This is a genomic window from Terrabacter sp. C0L_2, assembly GCF_036352015.1.
GTDB classification, from domain to species: Bacteria; Actinomycetota; Actinomycetes; order Actinomycetales; family Dermatophilaceae; genus Terrabacter; species Terrabacter tumescens.
This window is the reverse complement of the sequence record NZ_CP143557.1, coordinates 642,242-664,031: the sequence shown is the minus strand read 5'-3', so window position 1 is coordinate 664,031 and position 21,790 is coordinate 642,242. Positions and strand designations below refer to the sequence as shown.

Annotated in this window: 21 protein-coding genes; 15 read left to right on the top strand and 6 right to left on the bottom strand. The window is 71.3% G+C overall.

The window, feature by feature from the left end; genetic code table 11:
• The first annotated feature begins 116 nt into the window (after nt 1-116).
• The 6 genes from arfA (at nt 117) to U5C87_RS03080 (ending at nt 8,157) form a co-directional block, all read left to right on the top strand.
• Nucleotides 117-1,652 carry an arabinosylfuranosidase ArfA gene (gene arfA / locus U5C87_RS03105; protein ID WP_330475183.1) on the top strand — a complete coding sequence of 512 codons (1,536 nt, stop codon included), beginning with the start codon at nt 117-119 and terminating at the stop codon, nt 1,650-1,652.
• Nucleotides 1,649-3,001: an ABC transporter substrate-binding protein gene (locus U5C87_RS03100; protein ID WP_330475182.1), complete on the top strand. Its 1,353-nt coding sequence runs from the start codon at nt 1,649-1,651 to the stop codon at nt 2,999-3,001. Before arfA ends, U5C87_RS03100 begins: the two co-directional genes overlap by 4 nt.
• A 4-nt stretch (nt 3,002-3,005) precedes the next feature.
• The gene (locus tag U5C87_RS03095; RefSeq protein ID WP_330475181.1) at nt 3,006-3,977 is read left to right on the top strand and encodes a carbohydrate ABC transporter permease; all 972 of its coding nucleotides are present in this window, start codon (nt 3,006-3,008) and stop codon (nt 3,975-3,977) included.
• Nucleotides 3,974-4,801: a carbohydrate ABC transporter permease gene (locus tag U5C87_RS03090; protein WP_330475180.1), complete on the top strand. Its 828-nt coding sequence runs from the start codon at nt 3,974-3,976 to the stop codon at nt 4,799-4,801. Before U5C87_RS03095 ends, U5C87_RS03090 begins: the two co-directional genes overlap by 4 nt.
• 99 nt (nt 4,802-4,900) lie before the next feature.
• Nucleotides 4,901-7,120: a family 43 glycosylhydrolase gene (locus tag U5C87_RS03085; RefSeq protein WP_330475179.1), complete on the top strand. Its 2,220-nt coding sequence runs from the start codon at nt 4,901-4,903 to the stop codon at nt 7,118-7,120.
• A gap of 86 nt (nt 7,121-7,206) precedes the next feature.
• On the top strand, nt 7,207-8,157 hold the full coding sequence (locus tag U5C87_RS03080; RefSeq protein WP_330475178.1) for a glycoside hydrolase family 43 protein: 951 nt from the start codon (nt 7,207-7,209) through the stop codon (nt 8,155-8,157).
• 23 nt (nt 8,158-8,180) lie between these two features.
• On the opposite strand, the gene U5C87_RS03075 is transcribed toward U5C87_RS03080, so the two are convergent.
• Together U5C87_RS03075 and U5C87_RS03070 are read right to left on the bottom strand one after the other, a co-directional pair.
• Entirely contained in the window at nt 8,181-8,873 is a 693-nt protein-coding gene (locus U5C87_RS03075) for a zf-HC2 domain-containing protein (RefSeq protein WP_330475177.1), read from the bottom strand.
• Nucleotides 8,870-9,358 carry a sigma-70 family RNA polymerase sigma factor gene (locus U5C87_RS03070; protein ID WP_330475176.1) on the bottom strand — a complete coding sequence of 163 codons (489 nt, stop codon included), beginning with the start codon at nt 9,356-9,358 and terminating at the stop codon, nt 8,870-8,872. Before U5C87_RS03070 ends, U5C87_RS03075 begins: the two co-directional genes overlap by 4 nt.
• 141 nt (nt 9,359-9,499) lie before the next feature.
• Here U5C87_RS03070 and U5C87_RS03065 point away from each other — a divergent pair, with 141 nt between their 5' ends.
• The gene (locus U5C87_RS03065; RefSeq protein WP_330475175.1) at nt 9,500-10,342 is read left to right on the top strand and encodes a uracil-DNA glycosylase; all 843 of its coding nucleotides are present in this window, start codon (nt 9,500-9,502) and stop codon (nt 10,340-10,342) included.
• Nucleotides 10,343-10,360: 18 nt separating this feature from the next.
• Here the strand turns inward: U5C87_RS03065 and U5C87_RS03060 are convergent, their stop codons facing one another.
• A complete protein-coding gene (locus U5C87_RS03060) occupies nt 10,361-11,338 on the bottom strand; it encodes an ArsR/SmtB family transcription factor (RefSeq protein ID WP_330475174.1) in 978 nt (325 codons plus the stop codon).
• Nucleotides 11,339-11,544: 206 nt separating this feature from the next.
• Here U5C87_RS03060 and U5C87_RS03055 point away from each other — a divergent pair, with 206 nt between their 5' ends.
• From U5C87_RS03055 to U5C87_RS03045, 3 genes are all read left to right on the top strand, one after another.
• Nucleotides 11,545-12,126 (top strand): M23 family metallopeptidase, encoded by a 582-nt coding sequence (locus U5C87_RS03055; protein ID WP_330475173.1) that lies wholly within the window; start codon nt 11,545-11,547, stop codon nt 12,124-12,126.
• 129 nt (nt 12,127-12,255) lie between these two features.
• Nucleotides 12,256-12,690 (top strand): GNAT family N-acetyltransferase, encoded by a 435-nt coding sequence (locus tag U5C87_RS03050; protein WP_330475172.1) that lies wholly within the window; start codon nt 12,256-12,258, stop codon nt 12,688-12,690.
• An 83-nt stretch (nt 12,691-12,773) separates the two neighbouring features.
• Entirely contained in the window at nt 12,774-13,139 is a 366-nt protein-coding gene (locus U5C87_RS03045) for a hypothetical protein (protein WP_330475171.1), read from the top strand.
• A gap of 115 nt (nt 13,140-13,254) precedes the next feature.
• On the opposite strand, the gene U5C87_RS03040 is transcribed toward U5C87_RS03045, so the two are convergent.
• On the bottom strand, nt 13,255-13,617 hold the full coding sequence (locus U5C87_RS03040; RefSeq protein WP_330475170.1) for a hypothetical protein: 363 nt from the start codon (nt 13,615-13,617) through the stop codon (nt 13,255-13,257).
• A gap of 87 nt (nt 13,618-13,704) precedes the next feature.
• On the opposite strand from U5C87_RS03040, the gene U5C87_RS03035 reads away from it, so the two are divergent.
• Nucleotides 13,705-14,079 carry an META domain-containing protein gene (locus tag U5C87_RS03035; RefSeq protein ID WP_330475169.1) on the top strand — a complete coding sequence of 125 codons (375 nt, stop codon included), beginning with the start codon at nt 13,705-13,707 and terminating at the stop codon, nt 14,077-14,079.
• Nucleotides 14,080-14,101: 22 nt separating this feature from the next.
• On the opposite strand, the gene U5C87_RS03030 is transcribed toward U5C87_RS03035, so the two are convergent.
• Nucleotides 14,102-15,031 carry a TadE/TadG family type IV pilus assembly protein gene (locus tag U5C87_RS03030; RefSeq protein ID WP_330475168.1) on the bottom strand — a complete coding sequence of 310 codons (930 nt, stop codon included), beginning with the start codon at nt 15,029-15,031 and terminating at the stop codon, nt 14,102-14,104.
• 228 nt (nt 15,032-15,259) lie between these two features.
• On the opposite strand from U5C87_RS03030, the gene U5C87_RS03025 reads away from it, so the two are divergent.
• The 4 genes from U5C87_RS03025 to U5C87_RS03010 all read left to right on the top strand — a co-directional run bounded on the left by U5C87_RS03025 (nt 15,260) and on the right by U5C87_RS03010 (nt 20,839).
• Nucleotides 15,260-15,763 carry a J-domain-containing protein gene (locus tag U5C87_RS03025; RefSeq protein WP_330475167.1) on the top strand — a complete coding sequence of 168 codons (504 nt, stop codon included), beginning with the start codon at nt 15,260-15,262 and terminating at the stop codon, nt 15,761-15,763.
• A 149-nt stretch (nt 15,764-15,912) separates the two neighbouring features.
• Complete coding sequence (locus U5C87_RS03020; protein WP_330475166.1) at nt 15,913-17,091, top strand: helix-turn-helix domain-containing protein; 1,179 nt, start codon at nt 15,913-15,915, stop codon at nt 17,089-17,091.
• Nucleotides 17,092-17,194: 103 nt separating this feature from the next.
• Nucleotides 17,195-18,976: an NAD(P)/FAD-dependent oxidoreductase gene (locus U5C87_RS03015; protein WP_330475165.1), complete on the top strand. Its 1,782-nt coding sequence runs from the start codon at nt 17,195-17,197 to the stop codon at nt 18,974-18,976.
• Between the two features lie 225 nt (nt 18,977-19,201).
• Entirely contained in the window at nt 19,202-20,839 is a 1,638-nt protein-coding gene (locus tag U5C87_RS03010) for an HAD family acid phosphatase (protein WP_330475164.1), read from the top strand.
• A gap of 100 nt (nt 20,840-20,939) precedes the next feature.
• Here U5C87_RS03010 and U5C87_RS03005 read toward each other — a convergent pair whose 3' ends face one another.
• Complete coding sequence (locus tag U5C87_RS03005; RefSeq protein ID WP_330475163.1) at nt 20,940-21,740, bottom strand: HAD-IIA family hydrolase; 801 nt, start codon at nt 21,738-21,740, stop codon at nt 20,940-20,942.
• Nucleotides 21,741-21,790: the final 50 nt, after the last annotated feature.

Here is a 21,790-nt window from a genome sequence, read left to right as displayed (position 1 = left end):
CTCGGGCGACCTCTGGACAGTTTTCGGTAACCGTTGTAATTTTCAGCGCAACGCAGATTGGGTAACCGTTGCAACAAGACGGTGCGACCCGCACGTCGACGGTCAAGGAGGACCGCATGGGAGCAGCGACGGTACGACTGGACGCCGCCTTCGCGGTGGGTCCGGTGCGCCCGAGGATCTTCGGGTCCTTCGTCGAGCACATGGGCCGGTGCGTCTACACCGGCATCTACGAGCCCGGCCACCCACAGGCCGACGAGCTGGGCTTCCGCGAGGACGTCGCGCAGCTCGTCCGGGAGCTCGGCGTCACCGTCGTGCGCTACCCCGGTGGCAACTTCGTCTCCAACTACAAGTGGGAGGACGGCGTCGGACCCAAGGCCGACCGGCCCACCCAGCTCGACCTCGCCTGGCGCTCCGTCGAGACCAACCAGGTCGGCACCGACGACTTCGTCGACTGGGCCCGGAACGTCGGCGTCGAGGCGATGATGGCCGTCAACCTCGGCACGCGCGGCGTGCAGGAGGCCATCGAGCTGCTGCTCTACTGCAACGCCGAGACCGGCACGAGCTGGCCCGACCGCCGCGCCAAGAACGGCCACGTCGAGCCGCACGACATCCGCGTCTGGTGCCTCGGCAACGAGATGGACGGCCCCTGGCAGATGGGCCACAAGACGGCCGAGGAGTACGCCCGGGTCGCCGAGGAGACGGCGCGCGCCATGCGCCGGGTCGACGACACCCTCGAGCTCGTCGCCTGCGGCTCGTCCAACCGCGGCATGCCGACCTTCGGCACGTGGGAGCGCGTCGTCCTCGAGCGGTGCTTCGACCTCGTCGACCACATCTCGGCGCACGCCTACTACGAGCCCGTCGACGGCGACGTCGACTCGTTCCTCGCCAGCGGCGAGGACATGCACCGCTTCATCAAGTCCGTCGTCGCGACCGCCGACCACGTCGCCGCCGTCAAGGGCTCCGACAAGCGGATCATGGTGTCCTTCGACGAGTGGAACGTGTGGTTCCAGGGCCGGTTCCACGGCGAGAACTCGCTCGACATCCGCGAGGCGCCCGAGCTCATCGAGGACGTCTACGACGTCACCGACGCCGTCGTCGTCGGCAGCCTGCTCATCACCCTGCTCCAGCACACCGACCGGGTGTCCATGGCGTGCCAGGCGCAGCTCGTCAACGTCATCGCCCCCATCGCCACCCGACCGGGCGGCGCCTCGTGGAAGCAGACGATCTTCCATCCGTTCGCGCTCACGGCGAGGTATGCGCGTGGCACCGTGCTGCGCCCGGCCGTCGCCTGCGACACGACCCCGACCAAGGCCTTCGGGCCCGTCGACCAGCTCGTCGTCACCGCGACCCACGACCCCGACACCGGCGACCTCGCCGTCTTCGTGGTCAACCGCAGCCGCACCGAGAGCGCCGAGCTGCGGCTCGACGTCGCGGCCGCCGTGGGGGGCGCCCCCACGGCATACACCCTCGTCGAGCACCTCCAGGTGCACGACGACGACACCTCGGCCACCAACACCGAGGAACACCCCGACCGCGTGACCCCCAGCCCTGGGGACGCGACGGTCGGTGGGACCGACGGCACCACCCTCCTGGCAACCCTGCCGCCCACCTCCTGGCACTGCATCCGACTCACCGAAGGGACCGTTCAATGACGAACTCCACCTCACCCCTCTCGCCACTCACCCGGCGCACCATCCTCTCGGGGGCGCTGGGCATCGCGGGCATCGCCGGCCTCACCGCGTGCGGCTCCGGCTCGGGCGCGGTCCCCGGCCAGGCCCCCGCGGTGTCCGCCGGAGGTGGCGCCACCGGCTACTCCGGTCCCAAGGTCGCCCTGCAGTTCTGGAACGGCTTCACCGGCGGCGACGGCCCCTTCATGAAGCGCCTCGTCGACCAGTTCAACTCCGAGCACCCCAACATCGCGGTCTCGATGAACACGATGCAGTGGGCGGACTACTACGCCAAGCTGCCCGCCGCCGTGACGGCCGGCAAGGGCCCCGACATCGGCATCATGCACGTCGACTCGGTCGCCACGAACGCCGCCCGCAACGTCATCCAGCCGCTCGACGACGTCGCGGCCGCCCTCAAGCTCAGCGAGTCCGACTTCGCCCCCGTGCCGTGGAAGGCCGGCATCTACAACGGCAAGCGCTACTCCATCCCGCTCGACGTGCACCCGCTCGGCTTCTTCTACAACAAGACCGTCATGGAGAAGGGCGGCGTCGACCCCGAGAAGCCGCCGATGACGAACGACGAGTACATGGCCGCGCTCGAGAGCATGAAGAGCAAGGGCATCCAGGGCCACTGGGCCAGCCCCTTCCCCTTCACCGGCGGCCTGTCGATCCAGTCGCTCATCTGGCAGTTCGGCGGCTCGCTCTTCTCCGACGACGCCAAGCAGGTCCTCTGGGCCGACGACCCCGGCGTCAAGGCCCTCACCTGGTTCCAGGACCTCGTCACCAAGGGCTACTCGGCCGCCAAGATCGCCCAGGACGCCGACCTCGTGGCGCTCCAGAACGGCAAGACGGCCTTCAACTGGAACGGCATCTGGACGATCAACACGCTCAAGGAGAAGTCGGGCCTCGAGTGGGGCGTCGCGCCGATCCCCAACATCGGCGGCACCAAGGCCGCGTGGGCCGGCTCGCACCAGTTCATCCTGCCCACCTCCCGCACCCCCGACGAGAACAAGCAGACGGCGGCGCGCGTCTTCCTCAACTGGATCAGCAACAAGAGCCTCGAGTGGGCCAAGGGCGGACAGGTGCCGGCCCGCAACTCGGTGCGCGAGTCGGCCGAGTTCAAGGCGCTCAAGGACCAAGCCATCCTCGCCACGCAGATCGACGACCTGCACTTCCCGCCGGCTGTCGCCGGCATCGGCGACGCCATGCCGGAGTTCGACAAGGCCGTGAACGCCGCGATCCTCGGCGGACAGGACCCCAAGACGGTCCTGTCCGACGCCGCCGGCCGCGCGACGAAGATCCTGGAGGCCAACGCCAAGAAGTACGGCGGCTGACGCCATGGCTGTGACCACGACACAGCCCACGAGACCGCCCTCGGGAGCGACGCCCACGCCGGGTGGCCGTCGCTCCCGGGGAGCGCCATCCGGCATCCACGGGTCGAGGTGGACGCCCTACCTCTTCCTCGCCCCGTTCCTGCTCCTCTTCATCACCTTCGTCGCGGTCCCGGGCATCCTCGGCATCTGGATGTCTTTGCACGACTGGGACTTCCTGCTGCCCAACAAGCCGTTCGTCGGGCTGCAGAACTACGCCGACCTGCTCGACAGCAGCTCGCCGCAGTACCAGCCCTTCTGGAACGGCATGAAGGCGACGGCCATCTTCGTCGTCATCAGCGTGCCCTTCCTCGTCGTGCTGCCGCTGCTCCTCGCGATCCTGCTGGGCCGCAAGTTCCCGGGCCGGACCTTCTTCCGGGCCGTCTTCTTCGCGCCCTTCGTCCTCGGCGTCGCGGTCGTCGGGCTCATGTGGCGCTACCTGCTCGACCCGTCCTTCGGCATGGTCAACGGCCTGCTCGGGGCCCTCGGTCTGCCGGACAACACGCCGTGGACCACCGCGCAGCCGTGGGCGTGGATCTCCCTCGCCGCCGTCACGATCTGGTGGACCATCGGCTTCAACGCCGTCATCTACCTCGCCGGCCTCGGCGACATCCCGGCCGAGCACTACGAGGCAGCCGAGCTCGACGGTGCCAGCGCGTGGCAGAAGCTGCGCTACATCACGATCCCGGGGCTGCGACCGGTCCTCATCTTCGTCATCGTCACGACGGTGCTCGCCAGCGCCAACATGTTCGGCCAGAGCTACCTCATCACCAAGGGTGGCCCCGGCGACTCGACGCGGACCGCGATCATGGAGATCACCGACCTCGGTCTCTCGCAGTACCGCATGGGCCAGGCGTCGGCGATGAGCTACGTGCTCGCCGTCTTCCTCGCCCTCATCTCGCTCGTCAACTTCTGGGCACTGAGGGAGAAGAAGTCGTGAAGCGCCGCAACGGACCGCTCTTCTGGCTCGGCATGGGCGTGCTCAGCCTGATCTTCATCGGGCCGCTCCTGCTCGTGCTGCTCACGGCGTTCAAGTCGCAGAGCGAGTCGCGCACGGTCCCGCCGACCTACTTCCCGTCCGAGCCGAGCCTGCGCGCCTTCGACGTCCTCTTCTTCCGGGACGCCGCGAGCCCCGTGGCGCGCTGGTTCCTCAACTCCATGGCGGCGGCGACGATGCACGCCGCGCTCGTCCTCGTCGTGTGCTCGCTGGCCGGCTTTGCGCTGGCGCGCATGGAGTTCCGCTTCAAGAACGCCATCTTCACGGCGATCATCCTGACGCTCTTCGTCCCGGGCTTCATCTTCCTCATGCCGAACTTCCTGCTCCTCGACAAGCTCGGCTGGCTCGACCAGATCTGGGCGCTCGTCGTGCCGGGTGCGGCCGGTGCGTTCGGCGTCTTCTTCATGCGGCAGTTCTTCCTCGGCCTGCCGAAGGAGCTCGAGGAGAGCGCCCGGCTCGACGGCGCGGGTGCGTTCCGCACCTGGTGGTCGATCGTGCTGCCCAACGCGAGGCCCGCCCTGGTGACGCTCGGCGTGCTCAGCTACCTCGCCAACTGGAACGACTTCATCTGGCCGATCTACGTGCTCTTCTCCCCGGAGCGGCTCACCCTGCCCGCCGGCCTCAGCCGGCTCCAGGGCGCCTACACGATCGACTATCCCGTGGTCATGGCCGGTGCCATGCTCGCCGCGATCCCCGTCCTCGCGCTCTACGTCTTCGTGCAGCGCTACGTCATCGAGGGCGTCGCCAGCAGCGGCGTCAAGGGCTGAGGAGTCCGTATGCGTTCCCTGACCTTCCTGGGGCGCCGCGCCGTCAGACGCGGAACCGCCTGTCTCACAGCACTCGTCGCCACTGTCGGCCTGACGGCCATGACCCCCGCGGCGGGTGCTGTGGCCGCGGGACCGTCCGACACGGCATACGACAACGCCGTGTCGGACTCGTTCTCGGACACCTTCGCCGACCCGTCGGTCATCCGGGGACGCGACGGCTGGTGGTACGCGTACGCGACCTCCGACCCGCTCAAGGCGGGCGACGCGCCGGGCCTCATGCACATGGCCCGCACCCGCGACTGGTCGAGCTGGGAGTATCTGGGCACCGTCTTCGACGCGAGCAACCGGCCGGCGTGGGCCACGCCTACCGCGGGCCTCTGGGCACCCGACATCCGTTACGTCGCGGGGCGTTACGTCCTCTACTTCACGGTCACCGACACGACGCTCAACCCCGGCGACGACTCCGCGATCGGTGCCGCCACGGCACCGTCACCGTCGGGTCCCTGGACTCCCGCCCCCGCGCCGGCCGTCCCACCCCGGCCGGCGTCGGGTGGCGGGTTCCTCTGGACCTTCGACCCCGCGGGGTTCACGGACGTTGACGGGCAGCGCTACCTCTACTACGGCAGCTACTTCGGCGGGCTCTGGGCGACGCGCATGTCGGCGGACGGCCTGACCCCGGTCGGGACGGCCACGCAGGTCGCCATCGACAACCGCTACGAGGGCTCCTACGTCGTGCGGCACGGCGACTTCTACTACCTCATGGGCTCGGCAGCGAACTGCTGCGCCGGCCCGACGACGGGCTACTCCGTCTTCGCCGGCCGCTCGCGGTCGCCGCTCGGCCCGTTCGTCGACGCCGAGGGCACGCCGCTGCTGACCTCCCGCGTCGGCGGCACGACGGTGCTGACGCAGAACGGCAACCGCTTCGTCGGCGCGGGCCACCACGCCGTCGTCACGGACGCCGAGGGCAGCGACTTCATCGCCTACCACGCCATCGACCGCACCAACCCGTGGCTGACGACGACCTTCGGGATCAACCGCCGACCCATGCTGCTCGACCGCCTCGACTGGGTCGACGGCTGGCCACGCACGCAGGCTGGGGCCGGCCCGTCCGACACCCCGCAGCCGGCGCCGACCCTCGCGTCAGGGCTCGGGATCACGCCCACCGACCCGTCCGCGAGCGGCTTCAAGGGCCTCGCCGCCGGGCCGGCGGACCCCGTCACCGGTGACACCGCGCTCGTGCACGGCACCGCCTCGACGACCGCCTCGGCCCCCGCCGGCCCGCTCCACGTGCGTCTCGACCACCGCGGCACCGAGCCGCTGCGCGTGCTGCTCGGCCGGGACCCCTCGGTCAAGGTCACCCTCGACCCCAAGGGCTCGCGCCTGACCGCCCAGGTCGACCGTGACGGCACGGTCCGCTCGTCCGCGACGGCGCTCCCGCCGCTGCCGGCCGGAGCGTGGCGCACCCTGACCGTCGAGGCCACGGCCGACGGGCTGACCGCCGAGGTGACCGAGAGCGACCTGGCCGACGTCGTGGCGCGCGTGGCGGTGAGCGGCGACGCCCGTCCCACCGCGGCCCCGGTGCGGCTCAGCAGCAGTCGCGCCGTCGTCGACAACGTCGTCGTCAACCCGGCGGCGGCCGACGCGGCCGCGCTCGTGCCGGTCCCGCAGGCCGGCGCCCTGCTCGAGTCCGAGGAGTTCGACGACCCGAGCCTGTCCGGCTTCACCTGGGTGCGACGCAACCCGGCCGTCACCGTCTCGGGCGGCAGCCTGCGCTGGCCCGTCGAAGGCACCGACCTCGTCGGCGGGGGCAACACCGCGAGTGTCCTGCTCCACGACACCCCGGGCGACGGCGACTGGATCGCCGAGGCCAAGACGACCCTCGACCTCGGGGTCGACACGGTGCGCAACTACCAGCAGGTGGGCCTCGTCGCCTACGAGAACGACGACGACTTCGCCCGCCTCTCCAAGGTCGCCATCTGGAACACGCGCCAGACCGAGTTCGGCCGCGAGACCGCTGCCGACCCGGCCGACCCCAGCGGGCCGACGAGCTACGGCGGAGCCATCATCGGCACGGCCGCACCGACGCTCTGGCTGCGTCTCGCCCACCACCGCAACGCCGCCGGCGAGCACCTCTATCGCGCCGGCACGAGCCGGGACGGCGTGCACTGGACGTGGGGCGCGACGTGGACCTTCCGCGCCGGCACCGACCCGCGCATCGGGCTCGTCGCCCACGGCGGCGCCAGCCCGGCCGCCACGGCCGAGATCGACCACCTGCGGTTCTACGCGTCCACCTGGCCGGCCGACCCGGCGGCAGGATGAGCCGCACCCGTCCCGTCCTCACCCTCGCTCTCGCAGCCGCGCTCCTCGCCGGCTGCGGGAGCGGGGCCACCACCCCTGGAGATCCCGTGAACCCCTCCGCCTCGCAGGCCGGCTCCGGCACCGCCGCGCCCAGCGCAGCCGCGACCAACCCGGTGTGGCCGAGCAACTTCCCCGACCCGCAGATCCTGCCCGACGGCGACGGCTGGGTCGCGATCGCGACCAACGGCAACGGCATGAACGTCCAGACCCTCGTCAGCGACGACCTCGCAACGTGGAGCCAGGGCAGCGACGCCCTGCCGAAGGTCGCCTCGTGGAGCACGCCCGGCAAGGTCTGGGCCCCCGAGGCGCACCGCTTCGGCGACCGATGGGTCATGTACTACACGACGATGGCGCCCGACCCGGCCATCCAGTGCATCGGGCTCGCCGTCGCCGACGACCCCCAGGGCCCCTACCGCGACACGAGCAGCAAGCCCCTGGTCTGCGAGCAGGACCAGGGCGGCTCGATCGATGCGTCACCCTTCGTCGCGAAGGACGGCACGGCATACCTCTACTGGAAGAACGACGGCAACGCCGTCGGCGCGGACACCTGGATCTCGGTGCAGCGGCTCTCCGACGACGGGCTCCGCCTCGAAGGGGAGCCGAAACGCCTGATCCGGCAGGACCTCCCGTGGGAGGGGCAGCTCGTCGAGGCGCCCTTCGTCTGGGAGCGCGACGGCGTCTTCCACCTCTTCTACTCCGCCAACGACTACGGCAGCGACAAGTACGCCGTGGGCCACGCGACGGCGTCGTCGCCGACCGGGCCGTTCACCAAGGACCCCGAGCCGATCCTGACGAGCACCGACGTCGCCGCCGGGCCGGGTCACTGCGCGCTCCTGGAGACCAAGGACGGCCGGGTGCTCATGGTCTACCACGCGTGGGCGCCCGACTCGATCGGCTCGGACGTGCCCGGCCGCACGATGTGGCTCAGCGAGGTCACCTTCGACGGACGCAAGGTCAGCGTCACGCCGCCGAGGACCCAGCTGCCGAGCGGGCTCTGAGACCCCCCTGACGTCAGGCCTGCTCACGTCCTGGCGGAGGCGAGCACCTTCCCGGTCTCGGTGCGCACCTCGAGCGACTGGATCTCGTTGGGGCGCAACGCCGTCGCGCCGGTCACCTTGGAGTAGCCCGTCGCCGTCGCGCGCCACGACGCGGCCGTCGTGGCGTGGCCCTTGCCGTCGATGACCCAGAGCGCCAGGGCGCCGGTCTTGGGCATGTCCTCGCAGTCGATGTCGAGCTGGGTGCCCCAGCCGCGCGTCACGAGCGCGATGTCGACGCGGACCGCGCTGCCCGGCACGGCGGCCGCTGCGACGTGCGTCGTCGGTGGCGTCGGCGTGGTCGCCTCGGTCAGCTTCGGCCCGAGCCATGCGCCGCCGGCGAAGAAGACGGCGGCCGCCGCGGCCGCGAGGCACGAGAGCCAGGTGCGCCGGCGGCGGCGACGGCGGGCGACCTCACCGAGCAGGCTCGCGACCCGCGCGTCGTCGGGCTCGGTCATGAGCGGCGGCGGCACGGCAGCGGGACCGTCGGCCAGGTGCGGGCCGCCCGCGGGACCGGCGAGGTCGAGCAGCCGGGGGAGCCCCGAGACCTGGCCGAGCTCGGTCTGGCACTGGGCACACGTGCGCAGGTGCTCGCTGTAGGCACGGTGGTCCTCGTCGGACAGGCCACCGAGCACGTACGCGCCGAGCAGCACGTGCAGGTCGTCCGATCCGGGGTTCATCGGGTCACTCCCATCTCGTCGAGGATGACGCGCAGGTTGCGCACGGCGTAGTAGGCGCGGGACTTCACGGTGCCCTCGGGCACCCCGACCCGCAGGGAGGTCTCGGCGACGGTCAGCCGCTCGTAGTAGAGGCAGCGCACGATCTCACGGTGGTTGGCCTGCAGCCGGCCGAGGGCCTCCTCGACGAGCACCTGGTCGAGCGCCCGGTCGAGAGCCGAGTCCTGCTCGGCGACCTCGACGAGCTGCGCCTGCTGGGGTCGGCGCCCGGCGGCGCGGTACTGGTCGACGATGAGGTGGCGTGCGGTCGTGATGAGGTAGGCACGGAGGTTCTCCGCCTCGGGCGCCTGCTTCCAGACCCGCAGGATGACCTCCTGGACGATGTCCTCGACGCGGTTGGCGTCACTGGTGGCGCGCCACACGACGCGGCGCAGCATCGGCCCGTGCTCGCGGTAGATCTCCGCGACCGCATCGTCGTCGAGCGGCATCCCGCCGCCACCTCCTCACTGGTGCTCCCAGTCCGAAGACGCCTGCGCGGCCCCTCCGGTTCAGCGTCGCCTCCCAGCACGGTCTCACGACACCCCCGAGGACGTATGCCGTCCGCCGCGGTCCCGGCCTAGCGTGGGGCCATGTGCCCTGCCGCCATGCCCAACCCGGCCCAGCACCCCGTCACGGGTGGCCTCTTCCTGTCGCCGGTCCCTCCCGGCACCGGCTGGCCCGGCGACCCGGCTACGGCTGAGACGCCGGTGGCGGCCACCGCCGCGCAGGTGCGCCGGCTCGCGAAGGGGGCAGACGGCATACGCGAGCTCGATGCCCGCATCAGCGTGTGCCGAGCCTGCCCGCGGCTCGTCGAGTGGCGCGAGTCGGTGGCGACGGAGGGACGCCGCGCGGCGTTCGCCGACCAGCCCTACTGGGGACGGCCGGGCCCGTCGTTCGGCGACCCGGACGCGGAGGTGCTCGTCGTCGGGCTGGCGCCGGCGGCCAACGGCACCAACCGGACCGGGCGGATGTTCACCGGTGACCGCTCGGGTGACTGGCTCTACGCCGCGCTCCACCGCGCGGGCTACGCGAGCCAGCCGACGTCGGTCTCGTCGGGCGACGGCCTCGAGCTGACCGGGCTTCGCATCGTCGCGACCGTCCGATGCGCGCCGCCTGCGAACAAGCCCACGACGGAGGAGAAGGCGACGTGCGCGCCCTGGCTCGACCGCGACCTCGAGCTGTCGGAGCCGCGGCTGCGCTCGATGCTCGCGCTCGGCTCGATCGCCTGGGACGCGGCGCTCGGGGCGGCTCGACGTCGCGGGTGGCTCGTGCCCCGACCCAAGCCCAAGTTCGGCCACGGCGCCGAGGCCGTGCTGAGGACGGCGGCCGGCCACCCGGTGCGCCTCGTCGGCAGCTACCACGTGAGCCAGCAGAACACCTTCACGGGCAAGCTCACCGAGGCGATGCTCGACGACGTCATCGGCCGGCTGTAGGCCGACCGGGAACGCTCGTCAGGCGCTCGCGGCCTCCGACGTCTCGCCCGGCCCGAAGGCCATGAGGGCCTCGCCGGACGCGGTGACGGCGTAGAGCACCGACTTGCCCGACCGGGCACTGCGCACCAGCCCGGCGCGACGCAGCTCGTGCAGCTGCTGGTTGACGGCCGAGGCGGTCTTGCCCAGCATCGCCGCCAGCTCGGTCGTGGTGCGCGGCTCGGCGAGCGCGCGCATGACCTCGGTCCTGGCCGGTCCGAGCAGAGCGACCGCGGTCGTCGACGAGGCCGCCGGCAGCTCCTGGCGCTGGCCCCGTGCCGGGTAGATGACCATGGGCGGCACGGCGTCGCTGCTCGGGTGCGAGGCGGCGAGGGTGAACAGCGACGGCACGAAGACGAGCCGGCGGCCGCGCACCGGGGCGGAGTACGACGGTCCGACCCGGCTGCGGGCGCTCAGCGTGATGTCGTCGACGGTGATGCTCGGGTGCAGCTCGGAGAGCGCGTGCAGGAGCCCGAAGCCCGCGGACCGCGACGCCCGGTGACGGACATCGGCCTCGAGGATGCTGCGGTGCCTGGTCCAGAAGGCCGCGAAGGCCCAGGTCCAGTAGGCCTCGAGGGCGTCGAGGACACGAGCCATCACGACCGCGGGCGACCCCTGCACCGCCTGGGGCGCGCCGTCGGCCCAGAGCCGGTCGAGCTCCTGGCGCAGCACCGTCGCCGGCACGGACGCGACGCGCTGCATCTCCGCCGAGAGCCGGGGTGACGGCGACTCCGGTCGCGGGTTGATGACGTCGGGAGTCGAGAACTCGTCGTTGACGAGAGCCAGCAGCGTCTCGCGGTGGTCCCGGGACTCGGGCATCGCCAGGAAGGTCCACGCGACCCGCGGGACGTAGGCGTCCGGCGCGCGGAGGCTGCGGAGCGAGAGGCACATCTCGTTGAGGGGCGAGATGCCGAACCGGCAGGTGCCCACGTCGGTGGGCGTCATCTCGTAGCGCAGCACGACCACTCCTTGCTGATGGCGACGTCAGGTCAGGGGGTGCTCTCACATTTGCACGCGGCCACGGGGGTCGCCACTCGAGCGAGCTGCGGGGGTGCGGGCCGGCGCACGGTGCATGCCGCTGGATCAAGCCGCCGGCTTGAAGGATTGCCGCGGCCGGGGTGGCTGGCTGGACTGGGAGCCCTCCTCCCACCGAAAGGACGACTCACATGATCGCAAACACCACCGTCGCCGGCGCCGGACGCAGGCGGAACGGGCTGACCCGCCGGATCGGCGTGCTGGTCAGCGCCGTCGCCCTCGCCGCCACGACGGCGTTCACCGGAGCGCCGTCCGCCACGGCGGCGGGCTACTTCGAGGCCCCCTACCCGGCGGGGGAGGGCTACACCGTCAACCAGGGCAACGGCGGCGGCTACTCGCACACGGACGCGTACAACCGCTACGCCTGGGATCTCGGGTTGCCGGCCAACTACGAGGTCTCGGCCACGCAGGGCGGCACGATCGTCATCTCGAACTGGTCGCCGTACTGGCAGAACGGCATCGAGGTGATCATCCGCCACCCCAACGGCCAGTGCACGCAGTACGCCCACCTCAACCAGTCCTTCTACGAGCCCGGCGACTGGGTCCCGCAGGGCCGCATCATCGGCTATGTCGGCGATACCGGCGCCGCGGTCGGCGCGCACCTGCACTACTCCGTGATCGACTGCAACACGCGGGTGTCGCTCCCCTCGACCATCGAGGGGTGGGTGCCGCCCACCGGCGCGTGGGTCGTGAGCTCGAACACCCGCGCCTGAGCGACGCGAACGCAGCACCACGAGGGGCGCGCGGTCGTCCATGACCGCGCGCCCCGGCATACGCCCGCTCCCGTGGCGACGGACCGCGGCGCCCGACCGCCTCCGGTCACCGCCTGACAGGATCGACCGGTGACCGATGCGACTGGATTCCGTTCCGAGGTCGGCGAGGCCGACGCCGCCCTCGACCAGCGACTGTCCGACGAGCTCGATGCCGTCAACGCCACCGCGACCGTGGGCACGCCGGCGGCGCGCGAGCTGACCGTCCGGGTCGTCGACGAGGCGGACGAGCTGGCGGCCGGGGTCAGCGGGTGGACGTGGGGCGTCGCGGCCGGCATCGGCATGACGTGGGTCCGGGAGGACGCCCGGGGTAGCGGGCTCGGCGAGCGGCTGCTCGCGGACTTCGAGACCGAGGCGCGCGCACGGGGCTGCACGCACGTCTTCGTCACCTCGTTCACCTTCCAGGCGCCCGGCTTCTACGAGAAGCAGGGCTACCGCGAGATCTTCCGCTGGCAGGGCGTGCCGACCGCCGACGCCGACGACGTGCACCTGCGCAAGGAGCTGTGACGCCCGGCTGGGCTGGCCCCGCCGGGCCCGGCCTGAGTAGACGCGCGGATGCGTCGGCGGCGGAGGGGAGCGAGGCTGGCAGGGTGCACCGACGCCGCGTCAGCCCCTACCTCGTCGCCCTCGGGCTGCTCTGGGGTCTCCCGCTGGTCCTCGTGCTCGTGCTGCACGTCGTGCTCCCGGACCACAACGCCTCCGGTCAGTGCACGGGACTCGGCTTCGGCTGCACGCCCGCGCCCTCGGACGCGGTCCTCTTCCTCGGGTACTTCGCGGCCCTGCCGCTGCTCGTGCTCGGGCTCGTCGCGTGCCTCGTCATCGCGATCGTCCAGCACCGGCGCGACCGGCGCGACCGGCGCGACCAGCCCGACCAGCCCGACCAGCCCGACCAGCCCGGCCGTCGTGACGACGGCGTCCCGGGTCAGCCCCCTGCAGAGGACAGCGACAGCTCGTAGGTCAGCAGCTCGGGACGCGGCGGGAACGAGCTCCGGCTCCCGGCTCCTGGACGGCGAGCACCGCCGGCACGTCGGCGGGAGTCATCGCGCGCAGACCCCGGCCATGCCGGTCACCCTAGAGGACGTCGAGCGGGTTGATGCCGAGCACGAGCAGCAGGGCGCTCGCACCCGTCACTCCACCGACGACGGCTGCGAGGAGCGCGGTCACGCACGCCGGCCACTGCCGCGCGGCCGTGCGGCCGAGCTGCCACAGCATCGCGGCGGTGACGGCGGCGTCGACCGCCACACCGACCGCCAGCGCAAAGCCGTAGCGGTCGGTGTCGGGAGGGTCCAGCTGCGTCATCCCGAGCACCTCGGTCATCCCGTAGGTGAGCGCGTGCATCATGAGCACCGCCCAGGCCAGCGCGCCGAGCCCGACCGCCGTCACCGTGACGAAGGCGATGGCCCACCACGACCTCGGCGGCTGCGCTGCGTCCATGCACCAACGATGCCCGGCGCTGCCCGCGGCCCGCGTGCGTATGCGTACTCGACGATCCCGGCGGCCGCACCGGGCTACCGTGTCGGAATGGCTGACAACGAGGTCGCAGGCACGTCGTGGGTGGTCGAGGAGCTCGGTGGCGCGGCCACCGTCCCGCCGAAGCCGCAGCTGTCGTTCGGCGACGACGGTCGGGTCTCCGGCAGCACCGGCGTCAACCGCCTCATGGGCCGCTACGAGGTGACGGACGGGCTGCTCAGAGTGGCCGACGCCGCGACGACCCGCGTGGCCGGTCCACCCGACGCGATGGAGCAGGAGCAGCGCCTGCTCGCCCTCCTCGACGCGCCACAGGCGTTCGTCGTGTCGGGCGACCGGCTCGAGGTCGGCGACGGCGAGACCCTCGCGGTCCTCGTGCGAGCCGACACCCCGACCGACACCCCGACGGACGCTGCTCCGTCCGACTGAGCGCGTCGACTGGGCGGCCGTCTCAGCCGATCGTCGAGAGGCGCTGGGGCCCCCGGTCGGTGCCCGTGTTGGGGATCGCGTCGACCGGGATCACCGGCGAGACGAACCAGCCGTAGAGGCAGTCCTCGTTCTTGTCGCACGAGCGGCTCGCATCGACTCCCTTGAAGCCGTCGAGCTGCTTGTTGCCGGTCACGGAGTAGCCCGCGAGGTAGAAGGCGGACACCCCGTCGATCGTGTAGTCGGTGTTGGACCCCTTGCCCTCCACCTTCGTGACATATCCCGATGCGACCGGGAGTGCGGGGAGTGGCGTCTTGCCGGCCACACCCGAGCCGTCCAACGCATACGGCGGTGCAGCCGGGAAGTCCTTCCCCTTCGCCGTCGCGTCGTCCCAGGCGCACTGCGACTGGACGACCGGCAGGACAGTGCTCGGATGACCGCCGGACCAGCCGACCCGCGAGCAGGCCGCGATCGTCGCGCCGTCCCAGCCCACGGCCTGGGCGAAGAAGGGCTTGAGGATCGTCCCGGTGTCGTCGGAGTTCGTCGACGTCCGGGTCCGGACCTCGACGTACGGTCCCGTCGCCCCGGCCGGCGTCGGCAGGCAGTCGGTGAGCGCCCCGGTCGTGGCCGTGCAGCCGGTGAACTTGTCCGCGCCGACGAACGTGCCGACGGCGCAGACGCGCTGGATGCCGCCGAACCCGTCCGCGGCGTTGGCGTCGGCGAGCCACTTGAGGCCCGGCGTCGCCGGGTCGCACGTGGCTCGCTTGCTCGCGCAGTCCTGGGCCAGCGCGAGCGTCGCCGCGTCGGCGCCGTTCTGCAGCTGGCGACGTTCCCACATCATCGATCCGACGTCGACGACGAGCGCCAGCATCGCGATGATGACGCCCGTCGAGAAGAGGATCGCGACGAGGGCCGTGACGGCGCCGCGATCCCGTGCAGCCCGAAGTCGCCGCACCCGTTGCCGGGCACAGCGCAGTGTGGGCCCCCGAAACCCATTCATGGATCCCCCGATCCCCATGGATGTCCCCGAGCCCTTCTCGGGGCTGCTGCGCACAACCTAGAACACGTCGGCCACCTCCCGTGCGGGCATCCTGCACTTTCGCGGCAGGAAGGGCACCGAGGCCGCCGGGGTTGCCCGGTATGGTCCGGAATGTCTTGTCCCACATCGGTTAACGTGAACGTCATGACGGGTCAGCCGTACTGGGAGAGCGCCGTGGAGAAGCAGATCCGCGAGGCGCAGGAGCGGGGCGACTTCGACAACCTGCCGGGGGCCGGCAAGCCGCTCGACCTCAGCGACTCGGGCGACCCGGACTGGTGGGTCAAGCGCTTCGCGGCGCGCGAGAACCTCGACCTCGGCGGTGCGCTGCCCGGCGCCCTGGCCCTGCGCAAGGAGGCCGCGGGCTACCCCGAGTCCCTCGTCGACGTGCGCACCGAGGCCCAGGTGCGCGAGATCGTCGAGGACTACAACAAGCGCGTCCTCGCCGACCGGCTCCGGCCCGCCGTCGGCAACCTGCCGCCGCTCATCGCCAAGACCCTCGACGTCGACGAGGTCGTCGAGGGCTGGCGGCCGCTGCGGGCCGAGCTGGAGGAGCAGCAGCGCCGGGCCCGCGAGGAGCGAGCCGCCGCCACGGCGGCCGAGCTCGGGAGCCGGCGCCCGTGGTGGCGCCGGGTGCTCGGCCGGGACTGACCGGCCCGGACGGCACCGGACCGGACGGGACGGGGCTCGACAGCCCTACCCAAGCCGCCCGCTGCGTGTCACCATCACGGGAAGCCGTGACCCCACGCGTACGACCTCGCGTACGAGCCCACGCGGGGCCACCCGTCGCAAAGGTGCGCATGTCCACAGTCCCCGGTCTCGAGGCGGCCCTGACGGCCTTCGAGGACCCCGCGGCCAAGGCGCGGGACCTGCTGCGCCTGCACCGCACGTGGGCGCACACGCACGAGGTGCCGCCCGGCGCCCGCGGCGTCGTCGCCCGGTCGTGGCTGCGGCAGACGCCCGAGGGCGACAAGATCTCGACCCCGATCTCCGACGACGCGCTGCTGGCCCGCCGGGAGCGCTCGCGGCTGCTCGGCTCGGTCGTGCCGGTCCTCAAGGAGCGCCTGCTGCCGCTCGCGCACGAGGCCGGCAACGAGCTCGTCATCAGCGACGACGAGGGCTACCCGCTCTGGATGTTCGGCCCGTCGCCGATCCGCCGGCGCAGCGACGGCCTCGGCTTCGTCGAGGGCGCCCGCTGGCGCGAGGGCGACGTCGGCACCAACTCGCTCGGCACCGCGATGGAGGAGCGCCGCCCGGTGCAGATCTTCGGGCCGGAGCACGCGCGCGAGGACCAGCACGCGTGGGTGTGCACGAGCGCGCCGATCCTCGACCGCAGGGCGCGCACGCCGCTCGGTGTGGTCACCTTGAGCGGCGCCTTCCGCACCGCCCACCCGCACACGCTGATGCTCGTGACCATGGCCGTGCGCGAGGCCGTCGACACCCTGGCCGGACAGCACGAGCGTGACCTCCGCCGGGTCGCCCGCACCAGCGAGTCGTATGCCGGGTCGGGGCGTTTCGTCGTCGTCGACCGGCACGGGTGGGTGGCCCGGGCGGAGGGCTACGGCGTCGGCGAGCGCGTCTGGGTGCCGGGCAGCCTGCGGGCCGGCACCGTGTGGGTGCCCGAGATCGGGCAGGTCCGGGCCGAGGAGATCGCCGGCGGCTGGGTGCTGCACGAGGCGGTCGGAGCGCCGGCCACGATGGAGGTGGTGCGCCGCCCGAGCCCGCGGGTGCTCGTCACGACCGCCGGCTCGAGCGTCGAGATCGCCCTCAGCGAGCGGCACGCCGAGATCGTCGCCCTCCTCGCAGAGCACCCGGGCGGTCTCGACACGGCTGCCCTCATGGGTCTGCTCGACGGTGCCACCACCCCGGTGACGATCCGCGCCGAGATGTCGCGCTTGCGCAAGCGGCTCGGTGGCATCATCGAGAGCCGGCCCTACCGGCTCACCGCGCGCGCGACGGTGCGGCCCGACGTGACCTGAGCACCCGGCATACGCCCTCTGCAACGTTCTGCAACCCTGTCGGGAGACTGCGTCCGCTCCTAGCGTCAGCCACGACCCCACCACGTGGACAAAGGAGTTGGCGATGGGTGAGCAGCTGACGGCGAGCGAGTGGCTCGGACGGTTCTCCGAGGCGCTGGCCTCCGGCGAGGTGGACCGGGTGACCGGCCTCTTCGGTGACGAGTGCTACTGGCGCGACCTGACGAGCATGACGTGGAACCTGCACACGGCCGAGGGCCGCGAGCAGATCGGCGACATGCTGACCGGCGTCGAGCCGGGCGCCTGGCCGACCGACATCGAGCCGACGAGCGAGTCCGAGGCCGACGGCGTCCACGAGGCGTGGTTCACCTTCGGCAACGCCACGTTCACCGGCAAGGGGCTCGTCCGCGTCCGCGACGGCAGGGCGTGGACGCTGCTGACGAGCGCGCAGGCGCTCAAGGACCACCCGGAGCCCTCCGGCGCACGCCGCCCGCGCGGCGCCGAGCACGGCGTCAACGTCTCGACCGAGAACTGGCTCGACAAGCGGCAGCAGCAGGTCGAGTCCTACGGCGTCGACGCCGAGCCCTACGTCCTCGTCGTCGGCGGCGGCCAGGGCGGCATCGGCCTCGCCGCTCGCCTCAAGAGGCTCGGCGTGCCGACGCTCGTCATCGACAAGTACCCGCGGCCCGGAGACCAGTGGCGCAGCCGCTACCACTCGCTCTGCCTGCACGACCCGGTCTGGTACGACCACATGCCCTACCTGCCGTTCCCCGACCACTGGCCCGTCTTCACGCCCAAGGACAAGATGGGCGACTGGCTCGAGAGCTACACGAAAGTCATGGAGCTCGACTACTGGAGCAGCACGGAGGCGACGTCGGCGAGCTTCGACGCCGAGGCCGGCGCGTGGACCGTGCACGTCTCCCGGGAGGGCCGCGAGGTCGTGCTCCACCCGGCGCAGCTCGTCCTCGCGACGGGCATGAGCGGGATCCCCAACGTGCCGACCCTGCCCGGGCAGGACGTCTTCTCCGGCGACCAGCACCACAGCAGCAAGCACCCCGGCGGCGCGCGCTACGCCGGCAGGAAGGTCGTCGTCATCGGCTCGAACAACTCGGCCCATGACATCTGTGCGGACCTGTGGCAGAACGGCGCCGAGCCGATCATGCTCCAGCGCTCGAGCACCCACATCGTGCGGTCCGAGTCACTCATGGACAAGGTGCTCGGCCCGCTCTACTCCGAGGAAGCCGTCGCAGCCGGGATCGACCACGACACGGCCGACCTCGTCTTCGCGTCCATCCCCTACAAGATCCTCGCCGACTTCCAGCGGCCGGCCTTCGACGCGATCCGCGAGCAGGACAAGGACTTCTACGCCTCGCTCGAGGCCGCTGGCTTCGACCTCGACTTCGGCGACGACGACTCGGGACTCTTCCTCAAGTACCTCCGGCGCGGCTCCGGCTACTACATCGACATCGGCGCCTCCGAGCTCATCGCCAAGGGCGCGATCCGGCTGGTGCGCGGGCAGGTCGACCACCTGGCGGAGCACTCGGTCGTCCTCACCGACGGCACCGAGATCGAGGCCGACGCCGTCGTCTACGCCACGGGCTACGGCTCGATGAACGGCTGGGCGGCCCGGCTCATCAGCCAGGACGTCGCCGACGCCGTGGGCAAGTGCTGGGGCCTGGGCTCCGACACGACGAAGGACCCCGGACCGTGGGAGGGCGAGCTGCGCAACATGTGGAAGCCCACCCGCCAGGACAACCTCTGGTTCCACGGCGGCAACCTGCACCAGTCGCGGCACTACTCGCGCTACCTCGCCCTGCAGCTCAAGGCGCGCCTCGAGGGCATCGACACCCCGGTCTACGCGCTCGCCGAGACCCACCACCTCGCCTGAGCCGCCTCGTACATCGTCGGAAAGTGGGCACTCGACCAAGACTTCCCGCCGAGTGCCCACTTCGCGACCCCCTCACGACCCCGTTCCTGAACGAAGTCTGGCAACTCCATGCCAGTTGCCGGGGAACGCAGAAGTGTCGGGTGCTGCGGCACCCGCAGGGGGGTGGGCAGGACTAGCGTCGTGCCGCCCACCCCGCACTCCTCACGCAACCCCGAGGTGAAACCCATGAGGCGTCCCACCCTCCGAAGCGCTGGACTCGCCGTCACGGCCGCCGGCTCGATCATCGGCTCGCTGGTCGTGGCCGGCGCTGCCCCGGCCCTCGCCCACGGCGACGCCGGCGGCCGGCACGACCAGACCCTGGCCCCGCGCACGCAGTTCGTCATGGCGGCCGACGGCTCGAGCGGCGCCCGCCCCGACGGCGGCGGCATCCCCAACATCGACTCGGTCAAGAAGACGATCTACAGCTACTACGGCGACCCCGGCACGGGCCACGCCGACCGCACGAGCTCGCCCTACATCTCGGAGATGCGCTCGATCACGACGGGGCTGCGCACGTCGCTCGCCCGCACGTATGCCGCGGCCGAGCGGCAGGGCAAGAAGCCGGCCATCGTGCTCGACGCCGACGACACGACGCTCTGGACCTACGACATGGAGGTCGCGGACATGAAGTTCGTCTTCGACCCGGTCCGCCAGGACTACTGGGTGCAGAACAAGCTCTTCCCGGCCACCCCGAGCATGGTCGCCCTCGTCAACGAGGCCGACGCGATGGGCTTCACGATCTTCGGCCTCACCGGTCGCGGTGCCTCCCAGAAGGACGCGACCATCGGCAACCTCAAGGACGTCGGCTACAACGCCTTCACGCCCGACCACTACTTCACCAAGTGGGCCGGGTCGACGCCTCCCGCCTACATCACGTGCGCCACGGCGAAGTGCACGACGGTGGAGTACAAGGCCGGCACGCGCAAGCACATCGAGCAGGACCTCGGCTACGACATCGTCCTCAACATCGGCGACCAGTGGTCCGACCTGCAGGGCGGGCACGCCGACCGCAACGTCAAGCTGCCCAACCCGACCTACTACCTCCCCTCGCCCGACCTGCCCGGGATGAAGGAGCCGTCGCTGACGCCGCGGACCCACTTCACGATGAAGCCCGACGGCTCGAGCGGCCTGACGCAGGGCGGTGAGGGCATCCCCAACATCGACTCGGTCAAGAAGACGATCGCCACCTACTACGGCGACCCCGGCACCGGCATCGCCGACAAGACGAGCTCGCCCTACATCACCGAGCTCGCCTCGCTCGAGCGCCGCAACACCCAGCGCCTCACGAGCGAGTGCCGCCAGGGTGTCGCCCGGGGCACGAAGCCGGCGGTCGTCTTCGACGCCGACGACACGACCCTGTGGACCTACGACATGGAGGTCGCGGACATGAAGTTCGTCTTCAACCCGACCCGCCAGGACTACTGGGTGCAGAACAAGCTCTTCCCGGCGACGCCCGGGATGCCTTCTCTCGTCAAGGCGGTCGCCGACTCGGGCTGCACCGTCATCGGCCTCACCGGTCGCAACAACGGCCAGAAGGACGCGACGCTCGCCAACCTCCACGAGCAGGGCTACCCGCAGTTCACGAGCGACCTGTACTTCACGAAGTGGCGCTCGAGCGAGCAGCCGCCGGTCTGGATGCAGGGCCAGTGCAAGGCCTACCCGACGTGCACGACGATCGAGTACAAGTCGGCGACCCGGGCCCACGTCGAGAAGGACCTCGGCTACGACGTCGTCGCCAACCTCGGCGACCAGTACAGCGACCTCATCGGCGGCCACGCCGACCGTGCGGTCAAGCTGCCGAACCCGACGTACTACCTGCCCTGACCACCTGCTTTGACGGGCACCTCGTGTCGTATGCCGTCACTCCCGTTGCGAACGGGGGTGACGGCATACGTCGTCGTGGGGTCGTGAGAGCTCTTGTGGCTCAGTGCTGCTGATCCTGAGCGGCCACGAACTGCACGAGGTCGGCGACGGAGTCGACGATGCGGCTCGGCCGGTAGGGGAAGTGCTCGACCTGCTGGCGGCTCGTCGAGCCGGTGAGGACGAGGACGGTGCGCAGGCCGGCCTCGAGGCCGCTGATGATGTCGGTGTCCATGCGGTCGCCGACCATGATCGTCGTCTCGGAGTGCGCGTCGAGGCGGTTGAGGGCGCTGCGCATCATGAGCGGGTTGGGCTTGCCGATGTAGTACGGCTGGCGCCCGGTCGCGGTCGAGATGAGCGCCGCGACCGAGCCGGTCGCCGGCAGCGTGCCGGCTGGGCTCGGGCCGCTCGGGTCGGGGTTGGTCGCGATGAAGCGGGCGCCCTTCTCGATCAAGCGGATCGCGCGGGTGATGGCCTCGAAGGAGTAGGTGCGTGTCTCACCGAGCACGACGTAGTCGGGGTCGCGGTCGGTCATGACGTAGCCGACGTCGTGCATCGCCGTCGTCAGGCCGGCCTCGCCGACGACGTAGGCCGAGCCGCCCGGGCGTTGCTCGGCGAGGAACTGCGCCGTGGCGAGCGCCGAGGTCCAGATGGCCCGCTCCGGCACGTCGATCCCACTCATCAGCAGGCGCGCCCGCAGGTCGCGGGGCGTGAAGATCGAGTTGTTCGTCAGGACGAGGAAGGCCCTGCCGGACTGCTCGAGCGCGGTGATGAACTCGGCGGCGCCGGGGATCGCGTCCTCCTCGTGCACGAGGACGCCGTCCATGTCGGTGAGCCAGGTCTCGACGGGCCGGTGATCGGTCATGGACCCATTCTGGTGGCTCATGTCGCCAGCCCGCAGGTCCGGCGCGCGTC